General features: G+C 62.3%; 22 protein-coding genes. 11 read left to right on the top strand and 11 right to left on the bottom strand.

The window, feature by feature from the left end:
* The first annotated feature begins 4 nt into the window (after positions 1 to 4).
* Positions 5 to 730, top strand: coding sequence for a DUF2270 domain-containing protein (locus PO860_RS10580; protein ID WP_183607076.1), 726 nt, complete (start codon positions 5 to 7; stop codon positions 728 to 730).
* 15 nt (positions 731 to 745) lie between these two features.
* On the opposite strand, the gene PO860_RS10575 is transcribed toward PO860_RS10580, so the two are convergent.
* The 4 genes from PO860_RS10575 to PO860_RS10560 form a co-directional block, all read right to left on the bottom strand.
* Positions 746 to 1,012: an usg protein gene (locus PO860_RS10575; RefSeq protein ID WP_085737484.1), complete on the bottom strand. Its 267-nt coding sequence runs from the start codon at positions 1,010 to 1,012 to the stop codon at positions 746 to 748.
* Between the two features lie 219 nt (positions 1,013 to 1,231).
* Positions 1,232 to 2,062 carry an ABC transporter permease gene (locus PO860_RS10570; RefSeq protein ID WP_183607077.1) on the bottom strand — a complete coding sequence of 277 codons (831 nt, stop codon included), beginning with the start codon at positions 2,060 to 2,062 and terminating at the stop codon, positions 1,232 to 1,234.
* The gene (locus PO860_RS10565; protein WP_183607078.1) at positions 2,059 to 2,865 is read right to left on the bottom strand and encodes an ABC transporter permease; all 807 of its coding nucleotides are present in this window, start codon (positions 2,863 to 2,865) and stop codon (positions 2,059 to 2,061) included. Before PO860_RS10565 ends, PO860_RS10570 begins: the two co-directional genes overlap by 4 nt.
* Before the next feature lie 217 nt (positions 2,866 to 3,082).
* A complete protein-coding gene (locus PO860_RS10560) occupies positions 3,083 to 3,856 on the bottom strand; it encodes a transporter substrate-binding domain-containing protein (protein WP_272782417.1) in 774 nt (257 codons plus the stop codon).
* A gap of 320 nt (positions 3,857 to 4,176) precedes the next feature.
* On the opposite strand from PO860_RS10560, the gene PO860_RS10555 reads away from it, so the two are divergent.
* Complete coding sequence (locus PO860_RS10555) at positions 4,177 to 6,375, top strand: OmpA family protein (protein WP_275035565.1); 2,199 nt, start codon at positions 4,177 to 4,179, stop codon at positions 6,373 to 6,375.
* Between the two features lie 96 nt (positions 6,376 to 6,471).
* Here PO860_RS10555 and PO860_RS10550 read toward each other — a convergent pair whose 3' ends face one another.
* Positions 6,472 to 7,230 (bottom strand): alpha/beta hydrolase, encoded by a 759-nt coding sequence (locus PO860_RS10550; RefSeq protein WP_275035563.1) that lies wholly within the window; start codon positions 7,228 to 7,230, stop codon positions 6,472 to 6,474.
* Positions 7,231 to 7,282: 52 nt separating this feature from the next.
* Positions 7,283 to 9,058, bottom strand: a complete 1,776-nt coding sequence (locus PO860_RS10545; protein WP_275038331.1) for a cytochrome c biogenesis protein DipZ — start codon at positions 9,056 to 9,058, stop codon at positions 7,283 to 7,285.
* Between the two features lie 357 nt (positions 9,059 to 9,415).
* Here PO860_RS10545 and PO860_RS10540 point away from each other — a divergent pair, with 357 nt between their 5' ends.
* From PO860_RS10540 to maiA, 5 genes are all read left to right on the top strand, one after another.
* The gene (locus PO860_RS10540; RefSeq protein ID WP_273880868.1) at positions 9,416 to 10,462 is read left to right on the top strand and encodes an alpha/beta fold hydrolase; all 1,047 of its coding nucleotides are present in this window, start codon (positions 9,416 to 9,418) and stop codon (positions 10,460 to 10,462) included.
* Positions 10,463 to 10,583: 121 nt separating this feature from the next.
* Positions 10,584 to 11,324 carry a response regulator gene (locus PO860_RS10535; RefSeq protein WP_273883828.1) on the top strand — a complete coding sequence of 247 codons (741 nt, stop codon included), beginning with the start codon at positions 10,584 to 10,586 and terminating at the stop codon, positions 11,322 to 11,324.
* Positions 11,321 to 12,643 carry an ATP-binding protein gene (locus tag PO860_RS10530; protein ID WP_275035561.1) on the top strand — a complete coding sequence of 441 codons (1,323 nt, stop codon included), beginning with the start codon at positions 11,321 to 11,323 and terminating at the stop codon, positions 12,641 to 12,643. The genes PO860_RS10535 and PO860_RS10530 overlap by 4 nt, the downstream gene beginning before the upstream one ends.
* Positions 12,644 to 12,833: 190 nt before the next feature.
* Complete coding sequence (locus tag PO860_RS10525) at positions 12,834 to 13,250, top strand: organic hydroperoxide resistance protein (protein WP_275035559.1); 417 nt, start codon at positions 12,834 to 12,836, stop codon at positions 13,248 to 13,250.
* Between the two features lie 283 nt (positions 13,251 to 13,533).
* The gene (gene maiA, locus PO860_RS10520) at positions 13,534 to 14,169 is read left to right on the top strand and encodes a maleylacetoacetate isomerase (protein ID WP_275035557.1); all 636 of its coding nucleotides are present in this window, start codon (positions 13,534 to 13,536) and stop codon (positions 14,167 to 14,169) included.
* 48 nt (positions 14,170 to 14,217) lie between these two features.
* Here the strand turns inward: maiA and PO860_RS10515 are convergent, their stop codons facing one another.
* Together PO860_RS10515 and PO860_RS10510 are read right to left on the bottom strand one after the other, a co-directional pair.
* Positions 14,218 to 15,207, bottom strand: a complete 990-nt coding sequence (locus tag PO860_RS10515) for an aldo/keto reductase (protein WP_275035555.1) — start codon at positions 15,205 to 15,207, stop codon at positions 14,218 to 14,220.
* Between the two features lie 14 nt (positions 15,208 to 15,221).
* A complete protein-coding gene (locus PO860_RS10510; RefSeq protein WP_273880863.1) occupies positions 15,222 to 15,617 on the bottom strand; it encodes a (R)-mandelonitrile lyase in 396 nt (131 codons plus the stop codon).
* A gap of 118 nt (positions 15,618 to 15,735) precedes the next feature.
* Between PO860_RS10510 and PO860_RS10505 the strand changes: the two genes are divergently transcribed.
* From PO860_RS10505 to PO860_RS10495, 3 genes are all read left to right on the top strand, one after another.
* Positions 15,736 to 16,629: a LysR family transcriptional regulator gene (locus tag PO860_RS10505; protein ID WP_183607091.1), complete on the top strand. Its 894-nt coding sequence runs from the start codon at positions 15,736 to 15,738 to the stop codon at positions 16,627 to 16,629.
* 154 nt (positions 16,630 to 16,783) lie between these two features.
* Positions 16,784 to 18,295 carry an ATPase domain-containing protein gene (locus PO860_RS10500; RefSeq protein WP_183607092.1) on the top strand — a complete coding sequence of 504 codons (1,512 nt, stop codon included), beginning with the start codon at positions 16,784 to 16,786 and terminating at the stop codon, positions 18,293 to 18,295.
* Positions 18,270 to 20,435 carry a hybrid sensor histidine kinase/response regulator gene (locus PO860_RS10495; RefSeq protein ID WP_275038330.1) on the top strand — a complete coding sequence of 722 codons (2,166 nt, stop codon included), beginning with the start codon at positions 18,270 to 18,272 and terminating at the stop codon, positions 20,433 to 20,435. Before PO860_RS10500 ends, PO860_RS10495 begins: the two co-directional genes overlap by 26 nt.
* Here PO860_RS10495 and mobB read toward each other — a convergent pair.
* From mobB to PO860_RS10480, 3 genes are read right to left on the bottom strand one after another with little or no spacing between them, the layout of a single operon-like run.
* Complete coding sequence (gene mobB, locus PO860_RS10490) at positions 20,367 to 20,888, bottom strand: molybdopterin-guanine dinucleotide biosynthesis protein B (RefSeq protein WP_273880861.1); 522 nt, start codon at positions 20,886 to 20,888, stop codon at positions 20,367 to 20,369. The two genes, PO860_RS10495 and mobB, sit on opposite strands and share 69 nt — an antisense overlap.
* On the bottom strand, positions 20,885 to 21,514 hold the full coding sequence (gene mobA, locus PO860_RS10485) for a molybdenum cofactor guanylyltransferase MobA (RefSeq protein WP_273883826.1): 630 nt from the start codon (positions 21,512 to 21,514) through the stop codon (positions 20,885 to 20,887). Before mobA ends, mobB begins: the two co-directional genes overlap by 4 nt.
* Positions 21,515 to 21,523: 9 nt before the next feature.
* Positions 21,524 to 22,432, bottom strand: coding sequence for a DMT family transporter (locus PO860_RS10480; protein WP_273880860.1), 909 nt, complete (start codon positions 22,430 to 22,432; stop codon positions 21,524 to 21,526).
* A 338-nt stretch (positions 22,433 to 22,770) separates the two neighbouring features.
* Here PO860_RS10480 and PO860_RS10475 point away from each other — a divergent pair, with 338 nt between their 5' ends.
* Positions 22,771 to 23,538: an SDR family oxidoreductase gene (locus PO860_RS10475; RefSeq protein ID WP_273883825.1), complete on the top strand. Its 768-nt coding sequence runs from the start codon at positions 22,771 to 22,773 to the stop codon at positions 23,536 to 23,538.
* Positions 23,539 to 23,554: the final 16 nt, after the last annotated feature.

Below are 23,554 nucleotides of genomic sequence, written 5' to 3'. Positions count from 1 at the left end.
AGCCATGAAAATGGAGGAAGACAAGACGTCATCGGTACGGGAAGGAGAGGGGGCGCGGCCATTGCTACTGCCAAGTACACCGGGCGAGGTTACCAACACGCTCATTCACTATTATCGCGGCGAACTCGGACGGATGACGAGTTGGCGCGACCGCATCGACCGGACCTCCAACTGGGCGATCACCGTCGTCGCGGCGCTGCTCTCGGTGTCGCTGTCGACGCCGACCTCGCATCACGGAGTGCTGCTTTTCGGGATGATGCTGGTGACGCTGTTGCTGATGATCGAGGCGCGGCGCTACCGTTTCTTCGATATCTACCGCGCCCGCATCCGCCAGATCGAGCGTTGCTATTTCGCCGAGATTCTGGCGCCCGAGGCCAGGAACGGCGGCGAATGGGCGATGGTGGTCGCCCGCAGCCTGCGCAAACCGCGCTTCCTGCTCAGCTATCAGGAGGCGATGCATCGCCGGCTCAAACGCAATTACGGCTGGATGTATTTCATCCTGTTGCTCGCCTGGTGCCTGAAGATCTCGACGCCGAAACTGCAGACGGAGGGCATGCCGGGGCTTCAGGCGCAGTCATGGGCCTATGTCATCGACAATGCCGTGCTCGGGCCGGTTCCCGGCCTTGCCGTCATTGCCACCGTCGTCGTTTTCTATCTCGGCATGCTCGCTTTCGCGCTTCGCCCGGACCGCGACGAAGGCGAATTCGGTCATGGCGAGGCGCATGTCTGACGTAGCGAGCTCCGATCAGTGCAGGATGAACTCGCCTTTCAGCGCCCGCCACTCGGTTGCCGAGATCAGCTTGCGGTGGACGTAGCGCACCGAATGCAAGGGCCCGTCGAGCTTTTCTTCCCAGAATTTCAGGAAGCCGCGCATTTCGGGAAAATCGGGGGCGAGATCGTACTCCTGCCAGACGTAGCTTTGCAGGATCGCCGGGTGATCCGGCAGGTGGTAGAGGATCTGGGCTGTCGTTAGACCGTAGCCTTGCAGTTGTTTTTCCATGTCCTTGTGCATCGTATTCCGCTTCTTCTCGTTCCCACTCGCGCGCTTATCAGCGCCACGTGATATGGAAACATGCGAGTGGTTAACGGAAACTTTACAGATACCTCATGAAAGAACAATTGATTTTTAATATCAAAGGCTTGGCAGCACGATGCAGAGAGTGCTGCCAGTCGCTTCTTGTCAATGCATGCCGTTATCCCAAAACCGCGACACACGTTTGGCTGTCACGCATCAGCGCTTGAGATGCCGGGTCAGGCGACGCTCGATCCAGGCCCAGAGATGGCGCAATGCCTCGACGATGGAGAGGTAGAAGATCGCCGCCCAAAGATAGGTCTGGTAGTCGAAGGTGCGGGAGAAGGCGTAGCGGGTTTCGCCCATAAGGTCGAGCACAGTGATAATGGCGACGACTGCCGAGCCCTTGATCAGCAGGATGATCTCGTTGCCATAAGGGCGAAGTGCGACGATGAGAGCCTGCGGCAGGATGATCTTGCGGAAGGCGATGAACTTGTGGATGCCGAGTGCCGCGGCCGCCTCGCGCTGGCCGTGCGGTACGCTTTCGATAGCGCCGCGCAGGATTTCCGCCTGGTAGGCCGCGGTATTGATGGTCATGGCAAAAAGGCCGCAATACCAGGCGTCGCGGAAGAACCACCAGATGCCGACGGCCTCCAGCTGCGGCCGGAATATGCCGAGGCCGTAATAGACCAGGAACAGCTGGGCAAGCAGCGGCGTGCCGCGGAAGAAGTAGATGTAGCCGTAGGCCAGCCAGTTCAGCACCCGGCTGCTCGACAGGCGCGCCATGGCGAGCGGCAGCGACAGCAGGGCGCCGCAGACGACGGAGATGGCAACGAGGCTCAGTGTTATTCCGAGACCGTGCAGGTAGCGCGGCCCGTAGCGGGTGAACTTCTCAAGATCCCAGCCATTGATGACGGTGTAGACCAGCAGCGCGGCAAATAGCGCCCAAATAGCAACGAAGATATAGCCGGCGAGGCGGGCGGTCGTTATCGGCTTGGCCACTTTACGGGGCGCGGGCTGCGGCGGGATCAATGTTTCAGCGTAGCTCATCGCCGGACCTCCGAACGCTTGGCCCAGCGGTCGACATAGACAAGCAGAAAGGAGGAGAGGACGGCGAGCACCAGATAGAGGCAACAAGCCAGGCCATAAAAGAAGAAGGGTTCCTTGGTAACACGCACTGCGACGCTCGTCTGGCGCAGGATATCGGCAAGACTGATGATCGAGACGTAGGAGGTGTCCTTCAGGAGCACCATCCAGAGGTTCGTCAGGCCCGGCAGCGCGATGCGCACGAGCTGCGGCAGGATGATCAGGCGCAGCGTGCGGCCGTGATGCAGCCCAAGCGCGTCGCCCGCCTCATATTGCCCCTTGGGAATGGCGCGAAAGGCCGAGAGCAGCACTTCCGAACAATAGGCGGAGAAGACCACCGAAAGCGCGATGACGCCGGCAAAGAAGGCGTTGATCTCGACCGGCGGTCCGTCATAACCGACGAAGGTCAGCAAAGACTGGATCAGCATCTGCATGCCGTAATAGATGATGAAGAGCGTCAGAAGCTCCGGCAGGCCGCGGAAGATCGTGGTGTAGATGCCGGCCGCCAGCCGCAGCGGCTTTTCCTCGGACTGCTGGCCCAGCGCCACGAGAAAACCGATGATGAGGCCGATCGGCAAGGTGACGATCGCCACCGAAACGGTAACCTGCAAGCCGAGCGCGATCTCGTCGCCCCAGCCGGTATCGCCACACGCAAGAAGCGTCGACTGACCAAACCAGGTAAAGATGCCAACGGGTCCGCATAGCGGATCGAAAATGTGCACAAGTGAGCTCCAGAAGGAGCCAAGCGCGGAAAACAATCCGCCCATGCGAGAATTCCCCTCACGGCTTTTGCCGTTTTGATCTTGCCACCTTTGTCAAACAAAAATGGCGGAAGAGCAAGCCTTCCGCCATTACACCGCCGCGCGTCTTTTCAGACGCGCAAAGGACGCTGTAACATTTTGAATGGCTGCATAATTTTATCCTTAAATCGATTCCGATTTAAGGAATTATGCAGTAGCTTTCATCGGCCAGATAACGAATTTCTTATTCGCCGTAAACGTCGAAATCGAAGTACTTGTCCTGGATCTTCTTGTACTCACCGCTGGCGCGGATCGCGGCGATCGCGGTGTTGAGCTTTTCCTTGAGCGGATCGCCCTTCCGAATGGCGATGCCTGCGCCGTTGCCGTTGATTTCCTTGTCGACCGGCAGGGTCGTCAGGATCTTGCAGCAGGCGCCGGCGTCGGATTTGACCCACTCGGAGAGCACCACGACGTCGTCGATGACGGCATCGACGCGGCCGCTGGCAACGTCGAGCTTGTATTCGTCAGCCGTCGGATAGAGCTTCAGCTCGGTGTCGGCGAGATGCTTCTCGGCGTAGTTGGCATGTGTCGTCGAGGTCTGCGCACCGATCACCTTGCCCTTCAGGCCGGCAACGTCAGTGATCGTCGAATCCTTCGGCACGGCAACGGCCGGCGGGGTGTTGTAGTACTTGTTGGAGAAGTCGACGAGTTTGAGGCGCTCCGGCGTGATCGACATGGAGGAAACGATCATGTCGAATTTCTTGGCGTTGAGTGCCGGGATGATGCCGTCCCAATCGGTGCTGACGAAGGAGCATTCGGCCTTCATCTCGGCACAGAGTGCCTTGGTGATGTCGATGTCGAAGCCCTGGATCGTGCCGCTGGCATCGACGAATTCGAAGGGCGGATAGGTCGAATCGGTGCCGATCACATACTTCTCGCCATCGGCCATGGCCGAACCGGCGAAAAGGGATATCGCCGCGATCGAGGCTGCCGCGAAAATACGGGTGGAGATATGCATGAAGATCCTCTCTGTTGGTAGCCGTCGCTCTTTTTCTCGTGGGCTGACGGCCGCAGCTCAACGGTCCAAGACCGCCTTGCGGCGATAATCAGACTTTTTTTCATGGAATTGCAACACAAATCCCATCGCAATTGAGCGTGCAAATAACGGACGAGATGAACGCCGGCAGATTGCAACATTCACGCGAGGTTAATCTCGGGCTTCCTAGAACCGGAACAAATCGGCGACTCGGCGATTGCCATTTCGCCTCATTGCAACGCTAGGGGCGGAACCAGGGCCTGTCGGCCTTCAGGAAGCTCAAACAGGATCGAGGAAACCCGATGGGCATGAAATCAAGATTGTTCGCAAGCGCAGCTTTTCCGCTGCTTTCCTTCTCGCTGGCTTTGCAGCCGGTCTCGGCGATGGCGGCTGCGCACGGCGTTGAGACGCAGGCTGCGGCTATGCGGCAGGTCGAACAGGGCAGCTTCGAGGTGGCGCAGGACGCGCCTTCCGAGGAGGAACTGCTGAAGAAAAAGAAGAAGCAGAAGGAAGAGGCTCCGGCTGAACAGGCGCCGGCCGCTGAGAAGCCGGCGCAGCAGGAAGCGCCCGCCGAAAAGCCGAAGGCCGAGCGGAAGGAAGCGCCTGAACCCAAGGCAGAGCCGGAAGCGCCGAAGGCGGAAGCACCCAAGGCCGCGCCTGCGGAGCAGCCTGAAAGCAAGCCCGAGCGGAAGGCCAAACAACAGGCCCAGCCCGAGGCAAAGCCGGAGGCCGCGCCGCAGCAGGAAGAGCAGCCGGTAACGCAGGAAAAGCCCAGGAAGCCGAAGAAGCCAGAAGCCCAGCAGGCCGAGCCGGAGGCTCAGCCGCAGCCCGAACAGCAGCCGGCAGCAAACAAAGCTCAGCCGGAAACGGAACAGACACAACCTGAAGCCAAGCCGGAAGGCGGCAAGCGGGAAAAAGGGCAGGATAAGGCCCAGGGCCGGGATAAAGGCAAAGGCAAGACCGAGACTGCCGCTCCCGACGCGGTGACGCCGAGCGAAGAGCAGGCCAAGCCTGAAGCCAAGCCCGAAGCCAAGCCGGAGGCAAAACCTGCCGCCGAGGCGCCGGCCGAAAAGAAGCCGACAAAGGGCGAGGCCGCAGCACCCGCGGATAAAACGATCGAAGGCAAGACGACCGAAGACAAGGCGGCCGCCCCGGAAGCCGCGCCCGCAGAGAAGCCGAAGGACGGCACCGCGGCAAAACCTGCCGGTGAACAGCCCGCCGGCGAGCAGCCGGCCGCGCCGGCGACCGACACTGCCAAGCCGCTGCCGGATGCCAGCGGCGGCCAGCAGGTGGAGCAGGCCATTCCGGCGCCTGAAAAAGCATCGCCCGAGGAGCTGGAGCGCCGCAAGAAGATTGCCGCAGATCCGGCCAAGAGCAATGAGACCGTCGTGCTGCCGGTCGAGAACGGTGCTGCCGTACTCGATAGCGACAAGGATGCCGACCGCAGCAAGGGCCGGGAAGGCCGCCGCGACCGCGACAGGCAACGCGCCGACAGCCAGGACGTCAAGGTGCCGACCTCGGATGCCGATGCGCAGGCCGCTACCGGCGCCAAAGCGCCGGCGCCGGTCAAGCTCGAAGCTGTGACCAGCGAGAAGGGCAGGAAGCTCGATGAGCGGCCGCGATTTGCCCGCCCGGATGGTGCGCAGTTCAGCGACAGCCAAGACAACAGCCGGGTGATCATCCAGTACGATAACCGGGTGATCGTACGCGGCGACGACGACAGGCGGTTCCTGCGTGACGGCGAGCGGCCGACCTACGAGGAACTGTCGGGCGATCGCTACCGTGAGACGATCATGCGGCCGGAGGGCTACCGCATCGTCACGATCCGCAATCGCTACGGTGACATCATCCAGCGGTCGCGCGTCGATGCCCGCGGACGCGAGCACGTGCTCTATTACTCGCAGGACCTCTATGAGGATCCGGACCGCGACTATTTCGAGGATCCGGGCGCCGACCTGCCGCCGATGCGGCTGCGCGTGCCGCTCAGCGACTATATCATCGACACCCGCAGCGACCCGGACCGGGATTACTACGAGTTCCTGAGCGAGCCGCCCGTCGAGCCGGTGGAGCGTGTCTATTCGCTGGACGAGGTGAAATATTCCGCCCGTATCCGCGACAAGGTGCGCCGCATCGACCTCGACACGGTGACCTTTGCGACCGGCAGCGCCGAGATCCCGATGACCCAGGCGCGCACCCTGCGCAAGGTCGCCGACGCGATCAGCCAGGTGCTGAAGAAGGATCCGAGCGAGACCTTCCTGATCGAGGGCCATACGGATGCCGTCGGGACTGAACAGAGCAATCTGGTTCTCTCCGACCAGCGGGCCGAATCGGTCGCCAACGTGCTTTCCGATGTCTACGGCATTCCGCCGGAGAACCTGGCAACGCAGGGCTACGGCGAGCAGTATCTGAAGGTCAACACGGCAGGCCCCGAACAGGAAAACCGCCGCGTGACCATCCGCCGCGTCACCGCATTGGTCCGCCCGGTCGCAGCCAACCAGTAATAGCGTTGCCCCTCTCCATTCGTGGGGAGGGGCACTTTTCTTGCTCCCTCTTCTCCCGGCTGGGGAGGAGAGACTCGGAGCAGCGCTTCGTCTCCTCTACCCACCGGCCTGCTTGGCTGCCTTTTCGATTACATTGGCGACCTTTTCCGCTTGGGAGGCGAAGACGGCGTGGCTGGCCTTGATCTCGGTCACGTCGCTGCCGGCGCGTTTTGCCATGTCACGCTCCAGCTCGGGATTGATAGAGCGATCCTCGGTGGCAACGATCGACCAGCTTTTCTTTGTCCGCCATGCCGGCTGGGTGATCTTGGCCGAGAAAGCCTGCTTCGAGGCGAAGACCTGTGATCTTGCCATGAAAGCGGCTTCGGCTTTCGGCAGGTCGGCGGCGAAAGCCGCGGCGAAGGCGCCCGGATCGAGATAGAGATACTTGCCGTCCTTGGTTTCCTTGATATCCATGCTGCCGGCGGGCTTCGAGCTGGCGAGACCGAGCAGGCTTTCGCCCTTGTCGGGCTGGAAGGCCGCGACATAGACGAGGCCTGCGACATTGGGATCGTTGCCGGCTTCGGTAATGACCATGCCGCCATAGCTGTGGCCGACGAGCAGGCTCGGTCCTTGCTGGAGGTCGAGAACGCGCTTCGTCGCCGCCACATCGTCGTCGAGCGAGGTGATGGGCTGCTGGACAATGGTGACGTTGAAGCCGCGCTTTTCGAGAATCTCGGTCGTCTTGCGCCATCCCGAGCCGTCGGCCAATGCGCCGTGGACGATCACGATGTTCTTCACCGCGGCAGCCTCTGCTGCACAGGCGATGGCGGTGGTGGCGAAGGCAAGGGCTGCCGTGAAAAGAAGACGTCTGCTCATGGGTATGACTCCTTTGGTCGTTGTTGAGGGTCGGAATTGATCAGTCTGCGGCTCAGCCGAAGGTGAAGGCGTAGGCTTGCACCCCGGAATCGAGGAAGTGGATCTCGAAATTGCGGGCGCCGACCGTGCCGGACTGGCGGACGAGCTGGTAAAGCCTTGTGGCGATCACCGTGCCTTTGCCATCGGCATCGATATCGGAGCCGTGGTCCGGCCCGGGCGCCTTGCCGTCGACCGTCACCTGGAAGCGGATCGGTTTGCCGTTGGCGCCGGGTCCGAGAACGAGATGCAGATCGCGGGCGCTGAAGCGATAGGTAATGCCGCCGCCGGCCTGATCAAGCGTCGCCTGATCCTTGCCGACGGTCCAGGTTCCGGACAGGCCCCAGCCGTTGAGGCCGGGTTCGGCGATCGAATAGTTATGGGGCGCGTCGGCTTGCAGCCCTTCGGGCGAGGCAAAATTCGCCGCCTGTTCGTAGCCGAGATAGGTTTCGCCGGAGCGGATGTTGCCAAGGTCCGGACCTGCCTCCACGCCTTTGGCATCCGGTGCGACCGGCGCACTTGAAGGCATATGGCTGCCGGCCTCGCGCAGCAGGTCCTGAATGGCTTTTTCGGTCCTGACATAGTTGCCTTCGCCGAAATGGCGATAGCGGATATGGCCCTCGGCGTCGATGAGATAGCCGGCCGGCCAGTAGCTGTTTTCGAAGGCCCGCCAGATTTTGTAATCATTGTCGATCGCGACGGGATAACCGAGCTTGAAGTCGCTGACCGCCTTCCTGACGTTGTCGATCTTCTTTTCGAAGGCGAATTCCGGAGCGTGGACGCCGATCACGACGAGACCCTGATCGGCATATTTTTCCGCCCAGGCCCTGACATAGGGGATCGTGCGAATGCAGTTGATGCAGGAATACGTCCAAAAATCGACGAGCACCACCTTGCCGCGCAGCTGCTCCGTGGTCAGCGGTTTGGAATTCAGCCACTCGACGGCACCGTCAAGCGAAGGCGCATAGCCTTCGACGGGCAAATCGCTGCGGAAAGGCCTCTTCGCATCGGCCGCGGCGATCACCATGCCGTTGCTCGCCAGCTCGGAGGATGCGCCACTCAGCGGCTTTGCGTGTAGCCTGTCAAGCACGGCCTGTTCCAGCGATGCGGTGCTGGCATAGGAGAGCCGGGCGAGCAGGCTGGTATCGAGGCCGAGCGCGATGATGGCGACGCCCGCCAGCACGGCAGCGCCGAGCGCTTTACGAATCCGGTCGCCGAGGCCCAGCGAACGCTTCATGGCGGTGAATACCCTACCGCCGACCAGCAAGGCGACGGCAAGTGAAGTCGCAGCACCGGCGGCATAGGCGATCAGCAGCAAGGTTGTCTGTAGATTGGCGCCCTGCAAGGCCGCCCCCGTCAGAACAAGGCCGAGGATCGGCCCGGCGCAGGGCGCCCAGAGCAGGCCGGTGGCAACGCCGAGTATAAGGGCGCTCTTAACCGTCGGCGCGGCTTGTCCGTTGCCCGTAGCGTTCACAAGGTTGTTGCCGAGATCGACGACCGGCCGGGCAAGCGTGCCTGCGATGCGCGGTGAAAGCAGGCTTGCGCCAAAGAGGGCAAGCAGGACGATCGCAGCAAGCCGGCCATACTCATTGGCGCGAATGGCCCAGCTGCCACCGACTGCGGCAAGTGTGGCGACCAGCGCGAAGGTGGCGGCCATGCCCGCCAGCATCGGCAGCGTGCTTCTGACGAAGGGCTGTCCGGCGCGGGCGAAGACGAAGGGGAGGATGGGCAGGATACACGGGCTGAGGATCGTCAGCGCGCCTCCGAGATAGGCAATGATCAGCAGTGTCATCATCGTTTCCTTTGAAACCGATTGATCGGGCTCTGGACGGCGATGGGGCCTGAACCAGCAATGGCGGGGATATGCCGGGCGGACGTATCCTCGATGTGTCCGGTTTGGCGGGGAAATGTACCGAACTATTGCGGCCGGGGCGGGCGATACAAAGCGATACAAACTGCCGCCCGGCGGTGGCCTGTGGCGAAAGCGCCGTGGCCGGTGAGAGGCTTTGCTCGGTCGGCACGATTGTATCAGAATGTATCGCGGCGGCCGGAAGTTACATGCGCATTCAAAAACCGACGGCCCGCGACATATGGGGGATACAAGCGCCAACTCATATCAGCACCGTGATCCATTCGACAGGAGAGACCGATGTCAGAGCAAATCAACCATCACCGCCGCCGCTTTTTCGGGATGACGGCAGTCGCCCTTGCTGCGGTCGAGTTCGGCGTGGCCGGCACGGCCGCCGCGCAATCGGCGCCTGCCATATCTCTGCCTGCCGCGAAGGCCGGAACCAATACATCCTTCGAAGCGCTGAAGCAGGTGAAGGCCGGCGTGCTCGACATCGGCTATGCCGAGGCGGGGAAGGCGGATGCCCCTGTCGTATTGCTGCTGCATGGCTGGCCCTATGACATCTACAGTTTCGTCGATGTCGCACCGCTGCTTGCCTCGGCAGGCTATAGGGTGATCGTGCCCTATCTGCGCGGTTACGGGACGACCCGCTTCCTGGACGACCAGACGCCGCGCAACGGCCAGCCGTCAGCGCTGGCTGCCGATATGATCGCGCTGCTCGACGCGCTCGATATCGAGAAGGCGGTCATTGCTGGCTACGACTGGGGCGGGCGAACCGCCAACATCATGGCGGCGCTCTGGCCGGAGCGCTGCAAGGCGATGGTCTCGGTGAGCGGCTACCTGATCGGCAGCCAGGAGGCCAACTTGAAGCCGCTGCCGCCGAAGGCCGAACTTGCCTGGTGGTACCAGTTCTATTTCGCCACCGAACGCGGTCGTCTGGGTTACGAGAGCAATACCCATGATTTTGCAAAGCTCATCTGGCAGACGGCTTCGCCGAAGTGGAACTTCGACGATGCGACATTCGACAGGTCGGCCGCCGCCTTCGACAATCCCGACCACGTCGCCATCGTCATTCACAACTATCGTTGGCGCCTGGGACTTGTCGAAGGTGAGGCCAAATACGATGCCTATGAGAAGACGCTTGCCGCATTGCCGATGATATCAGTGCCGACGATCACCATGGAGGGCGATGCAAACGGTGCGCCGCATCCGGAGCCCTCCGCCTATGCCGGGAAATTCTCCGGCAGATACGAGCATCGCACGATCGGCGGCGGCATCGGCCACAACCTGCCGCAGGAGGCGCCCCAGGCCTTCGCACAGGCTGTCATCGATGTCGATCGCTTCTGATCGATGAGGCCGGCCGCAGAGCATCGTTGCTCCGGCCGGCCGAATATGCGTAGGTCGCGTCAGCCGCCTCGATGTCGAGGAGGAGGGCGCGGCCCTTCTATCGGTAAGGGAACATGGACATATGGATCATGTCGATCACATCCTAATCGTCGACGACGATCGCGAAATCCGCGAGCTGGTCTCGGGTTATCTGCAGAAGAACGGTCTGAGGACGAGCGTTGCCGCGGACGGGCGCCAGATGCGCAGTTTTCTCGAGGCCAATGCGGTCGACCTGATCGTGCTCGATGTGATGATGCCCGGCGACGACGGGCTGGTGCTGTGCCGCGAACTGCGCTCCGGCCGGCACAAGGCGATCCCGATCCTAATGCTGACGGCCCGCACCGACGAGATGGACCGGATCCTCGGCCTGGAGATGGGCGCCGACGACTATCTTGCCAAGCCCTTTGCCGCGCGTGAGCTGCTCGCCCGCATCAAGGCGGTGCTGCGGCGGACGCGGATGCTGCCGCCCAATCTGCAGATCAGCGAGGCTGGACAGTTGCTGAGCTTCGGCGACTGGCGGCTCGATACGGTCGCCCGGCACCTTCTCGACAAGGAAGGGACCGCGATTGCGCTGAGCGGCGCCGAATACCGTCTGCTTCGCGTCTTCATCGACCACCCCCAGCGGGTGCTCAATCGCGACCAGCTTCTGAGCATGACACAGGGCCGCGACGCCGATCTGTTCGATCGTTCCATCGATCTCCTGGTCAGCCGGCTGCGCCAGCGCCTGGGCGACGATGCACGCGAACCGACCTACATCAAGACGGTGCGGAGCGAAGGTTATGTGTTTTCGGTTCCGGTCGAAATCTCGGAGCTGCGCCAATGAGGGCGGGGATACCCTTGTTCTCGGGTTTGATGTGGCCGAGCACGTTGCGGTCGCGGATCTTCCTGATCCTGCTGATCGGACTGGCGCTGGCCTACGGCCTGTCCTTCAGCGTGCTCTATATGGAGCGCTATATGTCGGCCAAAGCAGTGATGCTCGGCACGCTGGAGAACGACGTCGCGACCTCGATTGCCGTTCTCGACCGGCTTCCGCCAGGCGAACGCGGCGGTCTCCTGGACCGGCTTGGCCGCGGCAACTATCGTTTCGTGCTCGGGCCCGGCCTTCCCGGCGTGCCTGACACATCAAGCAAAGGGGCGGAAATCTCAGGGGAGATCGAGGAGGCTATCGGGCACCGCTTTCCGATCCGGATCGAACGAATTCCTGGCGATGTGAACCGGTTGCAGGCGCATCTGACGCTGAGCGACGGAAGCCCCTTGACGATCGACGTCACGCCTAAGGGCGTCATGCCGATCGCCGCGTGGCTGCCCTATGTCTTCATCGTCCAGATGGCGCTGCTGATCCTCTGTACCTGGTTTGCGGTTCGCCAGGCGATCCGGCCGCTCGGCGAGCTTGCCGCCGCCGCCGATGCTCTCGACCCGAACAAGGACGGTCCGGCCTTGAGCGAGGCGGGGCCGAGCGAGGTCGCGCATGCGGCAAGAGCGTTCAATAAGATGCGGGAGAGGATTGCCCACTACCTCGAAGAGCGCGTCCAGATCCTGGCGGCCATCTCGCATGATCTGCAGACGCCGATCACCCGCATGCGGTTGCGCGCCGACATGGCGGAGGATTCGCCGGAGAAGGACAAGCTGGTGCATGATCTCGGCGAGATCCAGCGTCTCGTTCAGGACGGAATAGCCTATGCGCGCAGCGCGCATGGCAACGGCGAGAAGAACGCCCGGATCGATCTCGCCTCGTTCATCGACAGCATCGCCTATGACTACCAGGATACCGGAAAGGCCGTCACCGTCGTCGGCCTGGTTCAGGGTGCGGCCTTCACCAAGCCGCATGCGCTTCGTCGCATCCTGTCGAATTTCGTCGACAATGCGCTGAAGTTTGCAGGCGCTGCCGAGATCAGCGTCGAGCGTAGCGCCGAAAACGATATCGTCATATCGGTCATGGATCGCGGCCCGGGAATTCCGGACGATATGCTGGAAGCCGCCATGCAGCCTTTCTTCCGGCTGGAGCAATCCCGCAACCGGGAGACCGGCGGTACCGGTCTCGGTCTTGCTATCGCCCAGCAACTGACGGCCAAGATCGGCGGATCGCTCCGGCTCTACAATCGCGCCGGTGGCGGTCTGGCGGCGGAAGTCACCATTCGTTGACGTCGGCAGTCACCGCAAAATTTCGAGATGTTTGTATGTAAAGATGTCTTCGATCTCGGATGCTACGTTTTGTGACATTTCGGGCGATTTCGGAAACATGGCGGATATATCCGTCGGTCAAACCACACTCCGTCAACCCGGCCGCGCAGCGCGGCAGTCGCCTGGAGCGACGCAACAAAAGGAGTGTTCCATGACAAAGATCGACAAGGTTCTCTATACCGGCAAGACCCACACGACGGGCGGGCGCGACGGCGCGTCGCACAGCGACGACGGCCAGCTGGAGATCAAGCTTTCGCCTCCGGGCAGCAACCGCGCCGGCACCAATCCCGAACAGCTTTTCGCCGCCGGCTGGTCTGCCTGCTTCATCGGCGCGATCGGCTTTGCCGCGGCCAATCAAAAGGTCAGGCTCCCCGCCGATCTTGCCGTCGACACCGAGGTCGATTTGGGAACGGCCGATGGCGGCTATTTCCTGCAGGCCCGTCTCAAGGTCAGCTTGCCGGGGATCGAAGCGGATGTGGCACGAGCCCTCATTGAGGAGGCTCACCAGACCTGCCCCTATTCGAAGGCCACGCGCGGCAATATCCATGTCGAATTGACCGTTGCCTGATGGATGGATTTCTCGCCGGCCATTGGTTGCGGCGGGCAGGGAACAGGAGCCGAAAGCAAACAGGACGAGGCCGATCGGGCCTCGTCGATGGAGGATTTGATGAGATTGATGATCATCTGCATTCTGGGCGCGACGGTTTTCGCCGCGCCCTGCATCTACGACGTAAGCTCGCAGGAGCCTTCGCCGCTAGCGGGCCTCATAACGGCAGCATCCGCAGCGTCGTCATCCGGGGAGCGGCCGCCGTTCCAGGCCCCCTTTTAAAGTCACCAGGGAGAGAAAGACCGTGAAGCTCTATCAGAATGAAATTTCCTCGGCGACGTCGCGAGTCCGCATCGCGCTCGCCCTGAAGGGATTGACGGCGGAAACACTGCCGGTGACCATCCTCGGCGAAGAGGCCGAGAGCCGGCAGGCCGGATATCGCAGCGTCAATCCGCAAGGGCTGGTGCCGGCCTTGCTGACGGATGGCGGCGTTCTCATCACCCAGTCACTGGCGATCGTCGAATATCTCGACGAACTTCACCCCGAACCGCCGCTGCTGCCCGACACGGCGGAGGGCAGGGCGCTGGCGCGGTCGATCGCGCTTGCAATCGCAGCCGAGATCCATGCGCTGCTGCCGCCACGCATCGGCCTGCACCTCAAAACGGCCTTCCAGGCGGATGCCGATGCCATTGCCGCCTGGAGCCGTCACTGGGTCGGCGAGGGAATGGCCGCTGTAGAGACGATGATCGCCGGCCGCAGGCAAGGCGCCTTCGCCATCGGCGACCGGCCTGGTATTGCCGATATCTTTCTCTTCCCGCAGGCGATCAGCGCCCGGCGCATGGGCTTCGATCTCGCCCGGTGGCCCAATATCGCGGAGATTGTGGGCAGGCTCGAGGCGATCCCGGCTTTCCAGGAGAATGCGCCGGCGCCGAGACGATGATGCGATCAATGAAGAAGCGACCGCAAACCATGGCGGTCGTTTCTTTTCTCAGCGGTTAACCCTTGCCTGCAGATGCGCGGGATATCGATCGCCTTCCACCTTGATGGTGGCGAGCGCGCTTTCGATATTGCCGAGATCCTCGGCCGTCAGTTCGACCTGGGCGGCCCGGATGTTCTCCTCGAGGCGATGCAGCTTGGTGGTGCCGGGGATCGGCACGATCCAGGGTTTTTGCGCCAGCAGCCAGGCCAGGGCGATCTGGGCCGAGGTGGCGTTTTTGCGCCTGGCGATCTCTACGAGAAGATCGACGAGCGCCTGGTTGGCTTTTCGCGCTTCTGGTGAAAAGCGCGGCACGATGTTGCGGAAGTCCTTGCTGTCGAAGGTGGTCGTCTCGCTGATCGCGCCGGTGAGAAAGCCTTTGCCGAGCGGGCTGAAGGGCACGAAACCGATGCCGAGTTCTTCGAGCGCCGGCAGGATTTCCTGCTCGGGTTCGCGCCACCACAGCGAATATTCGCTCTGCAGCGCCGTCACCGGCTGGACGGCGTGGGCGCGGCGGATCGTCTGGGCGCCCGCTTCCGAGAGACCGAAATGCCTGACCTTACCCTCGGCGATCAGCGCCTTGACCGTGCCGGCCACATCTTCGATCGGGACATCGGGGTCGACACGATGCTGATAGAAGAGGTCGATGACATCGGTCTTCAAACGCTTCAACGCCTGGTCGGCCACCGCGCGGATCTGCTCCGGCCGGCTGTTCATGCCACTCTGGCCGCCGTTGGCATCGAAGTTGAAGCCGAATTTCGTGGCAATCACCACCTCGTCGCGGAAGGGCGCCAGGGCTTCTCCGAGAAGCTCTTCGTTCTTGTAGGGACCATAGGCCTCGGCGGTGTCGAAGAAGGTCACGCCGCGTTCGAATGCGCGGCGGATCAGCGCGATCGCTTCCGGAATCGCTGTTGCCGGGCCATAACCATAACTCAGTCCCATGCAGCCGAGACCGATGGCCGAGACACGAAGTCCGCTCTTTCCGAGTTCACGTTTCTGCATTGCCGTTTCCTTTTCTAACCTTGGTACTGCGTGTCGATGACGTGCTCCATCCAGTCGACGACCTTGCCGTCGAGCTGTTCCTGAATGGCGATATGGGTCATGGCCGTCGTCGGCGATGCGCCGTGCCAATGGCGTTCACCCGGTGCGAAGCAGACAACGTCGCCGGCGCGGACCTCCTCGACCGGGCCACCTTCGCGTTGCACGCGACCGCAGCCCGATGTGACGATCAGCGTCTGGCCGAGCGGATGGGTGTGCCAGGCGGTGCGAGCGCCGGGCTCGAAGGTGACGCTGGCGCCAGCCGCACGTGCGGGGCTGGTCACGGCAAACAGCGGGTCGACACGCACGCTGCCGGTGAACCAATCGGCCGCTCCCTTGGCCGAAGGCTGCGAACCGTTTCGCTTGATGTCCATTTGTCTTCCTTTCGATGTCGGGGTGGACGTGTCCACTCGAGTGACAAGGTATTTAGGGCGTGCGCCTGGCCACGATTAGATGGTATAAACGGCAAGAACCCATGAGAAAGTTTCATAAATGCCACGCCCCGCCGTCAACGACCTCATTGCCTTCCTCGCCGTTGCGCGTGCACAGAGCTTCACTAAGGCGGCGGGCAAGCTGGGTGTGTCGCAATCGGCGCTCAGCCACACCATCCGCGGGCTCGAGGAGCGGCTTGGGCTGCGATTGCTGACACGCACGACGCGCAGCGTCTCGCCGACGGAGGCCGGCGAACGCCTGCTCGTTTCCATTGGACCGCGGCTCGACGAGATCGAGAGCGAACTGGCTGCCTTGAGCGCGTTTCGGGAGAAGCCGGCAGGCACGATCCGCATCAATGCCGGCGAGCATGCGGCCGATGCCGTTCTCTGGCCCGCCCTGGAAAAGCTGCTGCCCGATTATCCCGATATCAATGTCGAGATCATCGTCGATTACGGTCTGACCGACATCGTCGCGGAACGTTACGATGCGGGCGTGCGGCTAGGGGAACAGGTGGCGAGGGACATGATTGCGGTGCGCATCGGCCCCGACATGCGCATGGCCGTGGTCGGCACTCCCGCCTATTTCGCCACCAGGCCGAAGCCGCTGACGCCGCAGGATCTTACCGATCACAATTGCATCAATCTGCGCCTGCCGACCTATGGCAGCGTCTATGCCTGGGAGTTCGAAAAGGACGGGCGCGAGCTCAGGGTTCGCGTCGAAGGCCAACTGGTTTTCAACAATATAGCCCTGCGGCTGAACGCAGTGCTGGCTGGTCTTGGGCTGGCCTATATGCCGGAGAACCTGGTCGAGGCGCATCTTGCCGATGGACGGCTGGTGCGGGTCCTCGAGGACTGGTGCCCGCCGTTTTCCGGCTACCATCTCTACTATCCAAGCCGCCGGCATACGTCGCCAGCCTTCGCCCTCGTTGTCGATGCGCTTCGCTATCGGGGATAGCCGCCCATCGCTCGAGCTGCGCAGACCGGCAGATATCCGAGCCATTGCGACGTTCAAACGATCGGCTCTTGCCGGAAGCGAAATCATGCCTGCCAGTGATTTGACATTCGATCACTCGCCGCTAATTCACACTTGAAATTGAAGGAAACAGTGAATGAATACTGCGGCACCTGCCACGAAAGCTCGGACCGGCGTGTCCGGTTTGGATACAGTTCTGGCGGGGGGCCTTTCGCCGGGGCACGTGTTTCTCCTGGAGGGAAATCCGGGGGCGGGCAAGACAACGATTGCGCTGCAGTTCCTGATCGAAGGTGCACGGCTCGGCGAGCAGGGGCTCTACATCACTCTTTCGGAAACCGAGAGCGAGCTTCGGGCCGGTGCTGCATCGCATGGCATGGTGATCGACGGCAATATCGAGGTCTTCGAGGTCGTGCCTCCGGAAAGCCTGCTGGACGCCGACCAACAGCAGAGCCTGCTTTATTCGTCGGATCTTGAACTCGGAGAGACAACAAAGGAAATCTTTGCCGCTTTCGAGCGGATCAAGCCACGTCGCGTGGTTCTCGATAGTCTGTCGGAGATAAGGCTGCTCGCGCAAAGCTCGTTGCGCTACCGCCGACAGATCCTCGCGCTCAAACATTATTTTGCCCGACAAGGAGCGACAGTGCTTCTGCTCGATGATCTGACGTCCGAGGTGCTCGACAAGACGGTGCACAGCGTTGTGCACGGTGTCATCCATCTCGAAGAGATGGCGCCGAGCTACGGCTCCGAACGCCGACGTCTCAGGGTCATAAAATATCGCGGACAGGCCTTCCGCGGCGGCTATCACGATTTCATCATCCAGACTGGCGGCGTGATCGTCTTTCCGCGGCTCGTCGCCGCCGAACACAGGTCGAGTTACGCCCGCGATCAGATTTCCTGCAATATTGCGGAACTGGACCTTCTTCTGGGAGGTGGCCTCGAGCGAGGTTCCAGTACACTCATCCTTGGTCCTGCCGGCACTGGCAAAAGCACGTTCTCGTTTCAATTCCTGGTGGCTGCGGTCGCGCGCGGCGAGAAAGTGGCGGCCTTCATTTTTGACGAGGAGCTGGGCCTGCTCTTCACGCGGCTGAAGGCGCTCGGAATGGATCTCGAAGCCATGCGGAACGCGGGTCATATCCACATCGAACAGCTCGATGCCGCCGAACTGTCGCCGGGCGAATTCGCCCACCGCGTGCGCAACTGCGTCGACAAGTCGGATGCGAAAACCGTGATCATCGACAGTATCAACGGTTATCAGGCTTCGATGCCAGATGAGAATTCGCTGATCCTTCATATGCATGAGCTGCTGCAATATTTGAACAGGCAGGGCGCCAACACCTTTCTCACCGTTGCCCAGCACGGGCTGGTCGGCGACATGAAGGCACCTGTCGACGTTACCTATCTCGCCGATACCGTCATTCTGCTGCGTTACTTCGAGGCGGCGGGAAAGGTGCGGAGGGCAGTCTCGGTGATCAAGAAGAGGACCGGCTTTCACGAGGATACCATCCGGGAGTATCGGATAGACGCTTCCGGCTTGAGGTTCGGCGATCCTCTCGTCGGGTTTCAGGGCGTGCTTCGCGGCGTTCCCGAATTTGTCACGACCTCAACGCCGCTCCTCGCGACCGATAGCGGGGATAGCGGCAATTCCTAATTCCAGCAAACCGAAAGCGTTGATCTACGCCCCCGCAGGTCGCGATGCCTGGGTGGCGAGATCGCTGGTCGATGAGGCCGGGTTGACGTCGATTGCCGCCGCCGATCTGTCTATGTTCGCGTCATCGCTCAGCGAGGACATCGCGCTTGGTGTGCTGACGGAAGAGGCCGTTCGCTCGAGCGATCTCAAGCCGATCGCCGCCTGGGTTTCGGCCCAACCGAGCTGGTCAGATCTGCCATTCATCGTGCTCACCATACGTGGCGGCGGGCCTGAACGAAATCCGGCCGCTGCCAGGCTTTCCGAGGTTCTTGGCAACGTCACCTTTCTGGAACGGCCGTTCCATGCGACCTCCTTCATCAGCGTTGCCCGGACTGCCTTAAAGGGGCGCCTGCGCCAATATGAAGCGCGAGCCCGGCTTGAAGCTCTCGGCGAAGGGGAGCGACGGTTGCAGACGGCGCTCGCTGCCGGTCGTCTGGGAGCCTGGGAGCTGGAGCTCTCCTCGATGGCCTTGTCCGCCTCGGCGACCTGCAAGGCAGTCTTCGGCCGAGGAGCGGATGATGATGTGACGCGCGACGATCTGATCGCAAGCATCCACCCCGATGACCGGGACGGTGTGCTCGCAAGTCTGCGCCGGACCATCGATACCGGGCACGACTATTCGATCGAGCACAGGACGATCTGGCCGGATGGATCACTGCATTGGACCGAGGTTCATGCGCAGCTCTACACCGACAGATATGGTTCCGCCAGGAAGCTCGTCGGCGTCTGCTCCGATACCACTGCCCGCAAGACCATCGAGGAAAATCTGCGACGGCTCAATGAAAACCTCGAAGAGCGCGTCAGGGAACGGACCAGGGAGGTCAACGCCGCTCACCAGACCTTGCTTGAGGAAGTCGCCCAGCGTGAAAGAGCCGAGGAGCAGCTTCGTCAATCGCAGAAGATGGAGGCAATCGGCCAACTGACGGGCGGCGTCGCCCATGACTTCAACAACCTGCTGATGGTCGTTCTCGGAAATCTGGAGCTGCTCGGCAAGCACGTGGCCGGAGATGCCAAAGCGATGCGTCTGATCGACGGGGCGCTTCAAGGCGCGCGGCGCGGGGCGGCGCTGACCCAGCGGCTGTTGGCTTTTGCCAGGCAGCAGGATCTGCAGGTCAAGCCTGTCGACCTGGCCGAGCTGGTCTCCGGCATGAACGACCTGCTGCGGCGTTCGGTTGGATCCTCGGTCAGCATCGAGACCATGCTGCCGGCGACCCTGCCGCCGGCGCTGGTCGATGCGAACCAGCTCGAATTGGCGCTGCTCAACCTTGCGGTCAATGCCCGTGATGCGATGCCGGACGGGGGGACGCTGTCTATTTCGCTGCGCGAGGAACAGGTTGCCGGCAATGGCGGCGATCTCGGCGAGGGAGCCTATCTCGTATTGGCGGTGGCCGACAGCGGCACCGGCATGGACGCGGAGACGCTGAAGAAGGCCGTCGATCCGTTTTTCTCGACCAAGGAACTCGGAAAGGGCACGGGCCTGGGTCTATCGATGATCCACGGACTTGCCGTTCAGCTCAATGGCGCACTTCTTCTGACAAGCCAGCCTGGGGTGGGAACGACAGCCGAATTGTGGCTTCCGGCGACCGAACGGCGCCCCGAGCGGCTGGCAGAGGCGGAGTTTACCGTCCCGCAGGCTGCATCCAGGCTGAAGATCCTTCTGGTCGATGATGATGCCTTGATCGCCATGAGTTCAGTCGACATGCTCGAAGATCTCGGCCACGAGGTGGTCGAGGCAAATTCCGGCTCGGAGGCGCTCGAGCTGATCAGGGGCGGCCAGCATTTCGACCTTGTCATCACCGACTATTCGATGCCTGGTATGACCGGTGCACAGCTCGCTGAGGCCGCGCGGGACATTTTGCCAGCGCTGCCAATCGTGCTGGCCACCGGCTATGCCGATCTTCCCGCCGGCACCGATATCGATCTTCCGAGATTGGGAAAGCCCTATAATCAGGCGCAGCTTGCCAGGGAAATCAGCAAGGCGATGGCAGGCGAAGCGGTTCCGGTTCCCAGATCAGCCAGCGGCGGCGGCGCTTCAGGACATCGCCTCTCCAAGCCCGACGATATCAGCGATGAAATCGGCGATGGCGCCTGTGTCGTCTAGATCGAAGACCGGTAGGGCCGTATCCGTGACGGCATGATCGGCGGCGATGGCGCAGATATGGGGATCGCTCGGCGCCAGCGGTTGACGATTGGCGGCCTCCAGGCGGCGCGCCTCGATCTTCGGGATCGGTTCGCGCTTGTAACCTTCGATGAGCACGAGATCGCAGGGGGCAAGACGGGCGAGGATCTCCTCGAACGCAGGTTCGGGCGCGCCGCGCAGCTCGTGCATGATGGCGTAGCGGGTGCCGGAAACGATCGTGACCTCGTGGGCGCCGGCCTGCCGGTGGCGGTAGCTGTCGGCGCCCACCTTGTCGATGTCGAAATCATGATGGGCGTGCTTGATCGTCGAGATCCTATAGCCGCGGCGGGTGAACTCCGTCACCAGCCGGACGGCGAGCCCGGTTTTGCCCGAGTTCTTCCAGCCGGCAATGCCGAAGATTTTCGGTGCGGTCATGCGCGAAGGGCCTCCAGCCAGCGTTCCGCCTCGACAAGATCGTCAGGCGTGTTGATGTTGAAGAAGGGATCGAGCAGGCTGGCGCGGGTCGGATGCAGCGGAAACACTACTTCCGTAACGTCATGCCGCAACAGGAAGTCGCGCACGCGGCGCTTCTCGTCGGTGGCGATCCAGGCTTCGAGATCGGCGGCGAGCGTCACCGGCCACAGCCCGAAGACCGGATGGCTGCGGCCTTCGGAGGCGGCGATGGCAATCTGCGGCGGGCGTTCGAGCGATGCCGCCAGCCGGGCGACGAGATCGGTCGGGAAGAACGGGCAGTCGACCGAGACGGTGACGACATGGCTGATCGCGGGAAGGCCGGCGGCATAGACCATGGCCGCATGAATGCCGGCCAGTGGCCCCGCCTTGCCGGGAAAACGGTCGGGGACCACAGGCACATCCTCGGCGGCGGCATCGGCATTGACCGCAATGAGGGCAACCTGCTGCGAAAGGCGGGTCAGCACATGGCGCAGCAGGCTTTCGGCCCCGAGCATTGCGCCCGCCTTGTCGTGGCCCATGCGTTGCGAGCGGCCGCCGGCCAGCACGACGCCTGCTATATCGGATGTGTCGAGCGGGAATTCAGTCATCATCCTGCCTCAAACCGGTGAGCGCGGCGCGGATTCCTGCGCGATCGGGGGTACGCGGCGCTTGGCTTCACGATAGAACGTATAGAGGCCGGAAGCGATGACGATTGCAGCGCCGAGGAGCGTCCAGCTGTCGGGCACTTCGGCGAAGAAGAAAAAACCGAGCAGCGAGGAGAAGATCAGGCTGGTATAGCGGAACGGTGCGACGAAGGAGATTTCGCCGGTGCGCATGGCGAGGATGACCGACTGGTAGCCGACGAGCACCAGCACCGAAGCGAGCAGCAGATGCCCGAGCGAAGTCGCACTGACCGGCTGCCAGCCGCCGAGTACCGGGATCAGCAAGGCGCCGAAGAAGGAGATGGAGATGGCGGTGATGACGGTGATCATCAGCGAGGGAATCTCCGGGTCGATCGAGCGGGTGGCGAGATCGCGGCCGGCCGTCGTCAGCACGGCGCCGACGCAGAGCAGGGCGGCGGCGGTGAAACCTTCCGGTCCGGGGCGGATGATGATCATCACGCCGACGAGGCCGACGAGGATCGCCGACCAGCGCCGCCAGCCGACGGGCTCGCGGAAGAAGAGGGCGGCACCGAAAGTGACGACCAGCGGCAGCGATTGCAGGATCGCCGAGGCATTGGCGATCGGCATCATGCCGAGCGCGGTGATATAGGTGACGGCGGAAAACATCTCGCAGATGATGCGGACGAGGATGATCGGCTGCAGCACGATGCGCCAGGAGCGCAGAGCGCCCATTTTCCTGGCGATCAGATAGACGAGCAGGCTGGTGAAGAGGCCGCGCAGGAACATGATCTCGCCGGCGTTCATATAGGCGACCACCGATTTGGACAGAGCATCGCTTGCGGAAAAGCCGGCCATCGCCATGCTCATATAGATGGCGCCCTCAGTATTGCGTGACCGCGGCATGAAGAGATTCCCGTTACCTGTGCGCCCCTTCTTAGTCGGGAAGATACATGAAGGGAATCGGATGAATGTCACACCCGGGATAAATCGATGATGCGGCGCACAACGGTGCTGACGCAGCGGCAGGCGCGTGTTTGGAGGCCACGGCAAGGCACCGTTTTATAATGTGAATTCCGATTTCTCACGGACGATCCAGGCTTCCATCCGCCCTCGGCTGGCGAACGGATCGCCGGCCGAAGCATCGACTGTCGGCGGTTTTCGGCCGTCCACGCGGGAAACGGGTGGCTGCACGGCCCGATCTTTGAGATCTCGGATGCCTCGACAACTGAGGAGAAACGGACATGACACTTCTGAACGACAAGGTCGCGATCATCACCGGCGCAAGCTCGGGCATCGGCCGCGCGGCGGCGAAGCTCTTTGCGCGAGAGGGCGCGAAGCTCGTGGTCACCGCAAGGCGACAGCAGGCGCTCGACGCCGTCATCGCCGAAATCGAGGCGGAGGGCGGACAGGCTGTCGCCATATCGGGCGACGTCAGGGACGAGGCGCTGCAGGCAAGGCTTGCCGACATGGCGGTCTCGCGCTTCGGCGGGCTCGACATCGCCTTCAACAATGCCGGCATCCTTGGCGAGATGGGGCCGGTTGCCGGCCTCTCGCTGGAAGGCTGGCGCGAGACGATCGAGACCAATCTCACCGCCGCTTTCCTCGGCGCCAAACACCAGTCGGCAGCGATGGGAAAAGGCGGCGGATCGTTGATCTTCACCTCCAGCTTCGTCGGCCACACCGCCGGCATGCCCGGCATGGCCGCCTATGCGGCTGGTAAGGCGGGGCTGATCGGCTTCGTGCAGGTGCTCGCCGCCGAACTCGGCCGACAGAACATCCGCGTCAACGCCCTGCTTCCCGGCGGCACGGACACACCCGCCAGCATCACCAACGCGCCTGATGCCACGCCTGAGGTGCTCGCCTTCGTCGAGGGGCTGCATTCGCTGAAGCGCATGGCGCAACCGGAAGAGATCGCCAATGCGGCGATGTTCCTGGCGTCCGACATGTCGAGCTTCGTGACGGGGACGGCGATGCTGGCGGATGGCGGGGTGTCGATCAGCCGGACGTAAAGTGTGAGGAAGAGGC

Source organism: Rhizobium binxianense, from assembly GCF_028994275.1.
Classification (GTDB): Bacteria; Pseudomonadota; Alphaproteobacteria; order Rhizobiales; family Rhizobiaceae; genus Rhizobium; species Rhizobium binxianense.
This window is presented reverse-complemented; position numbering and strand designations above follow the sequence as displayed.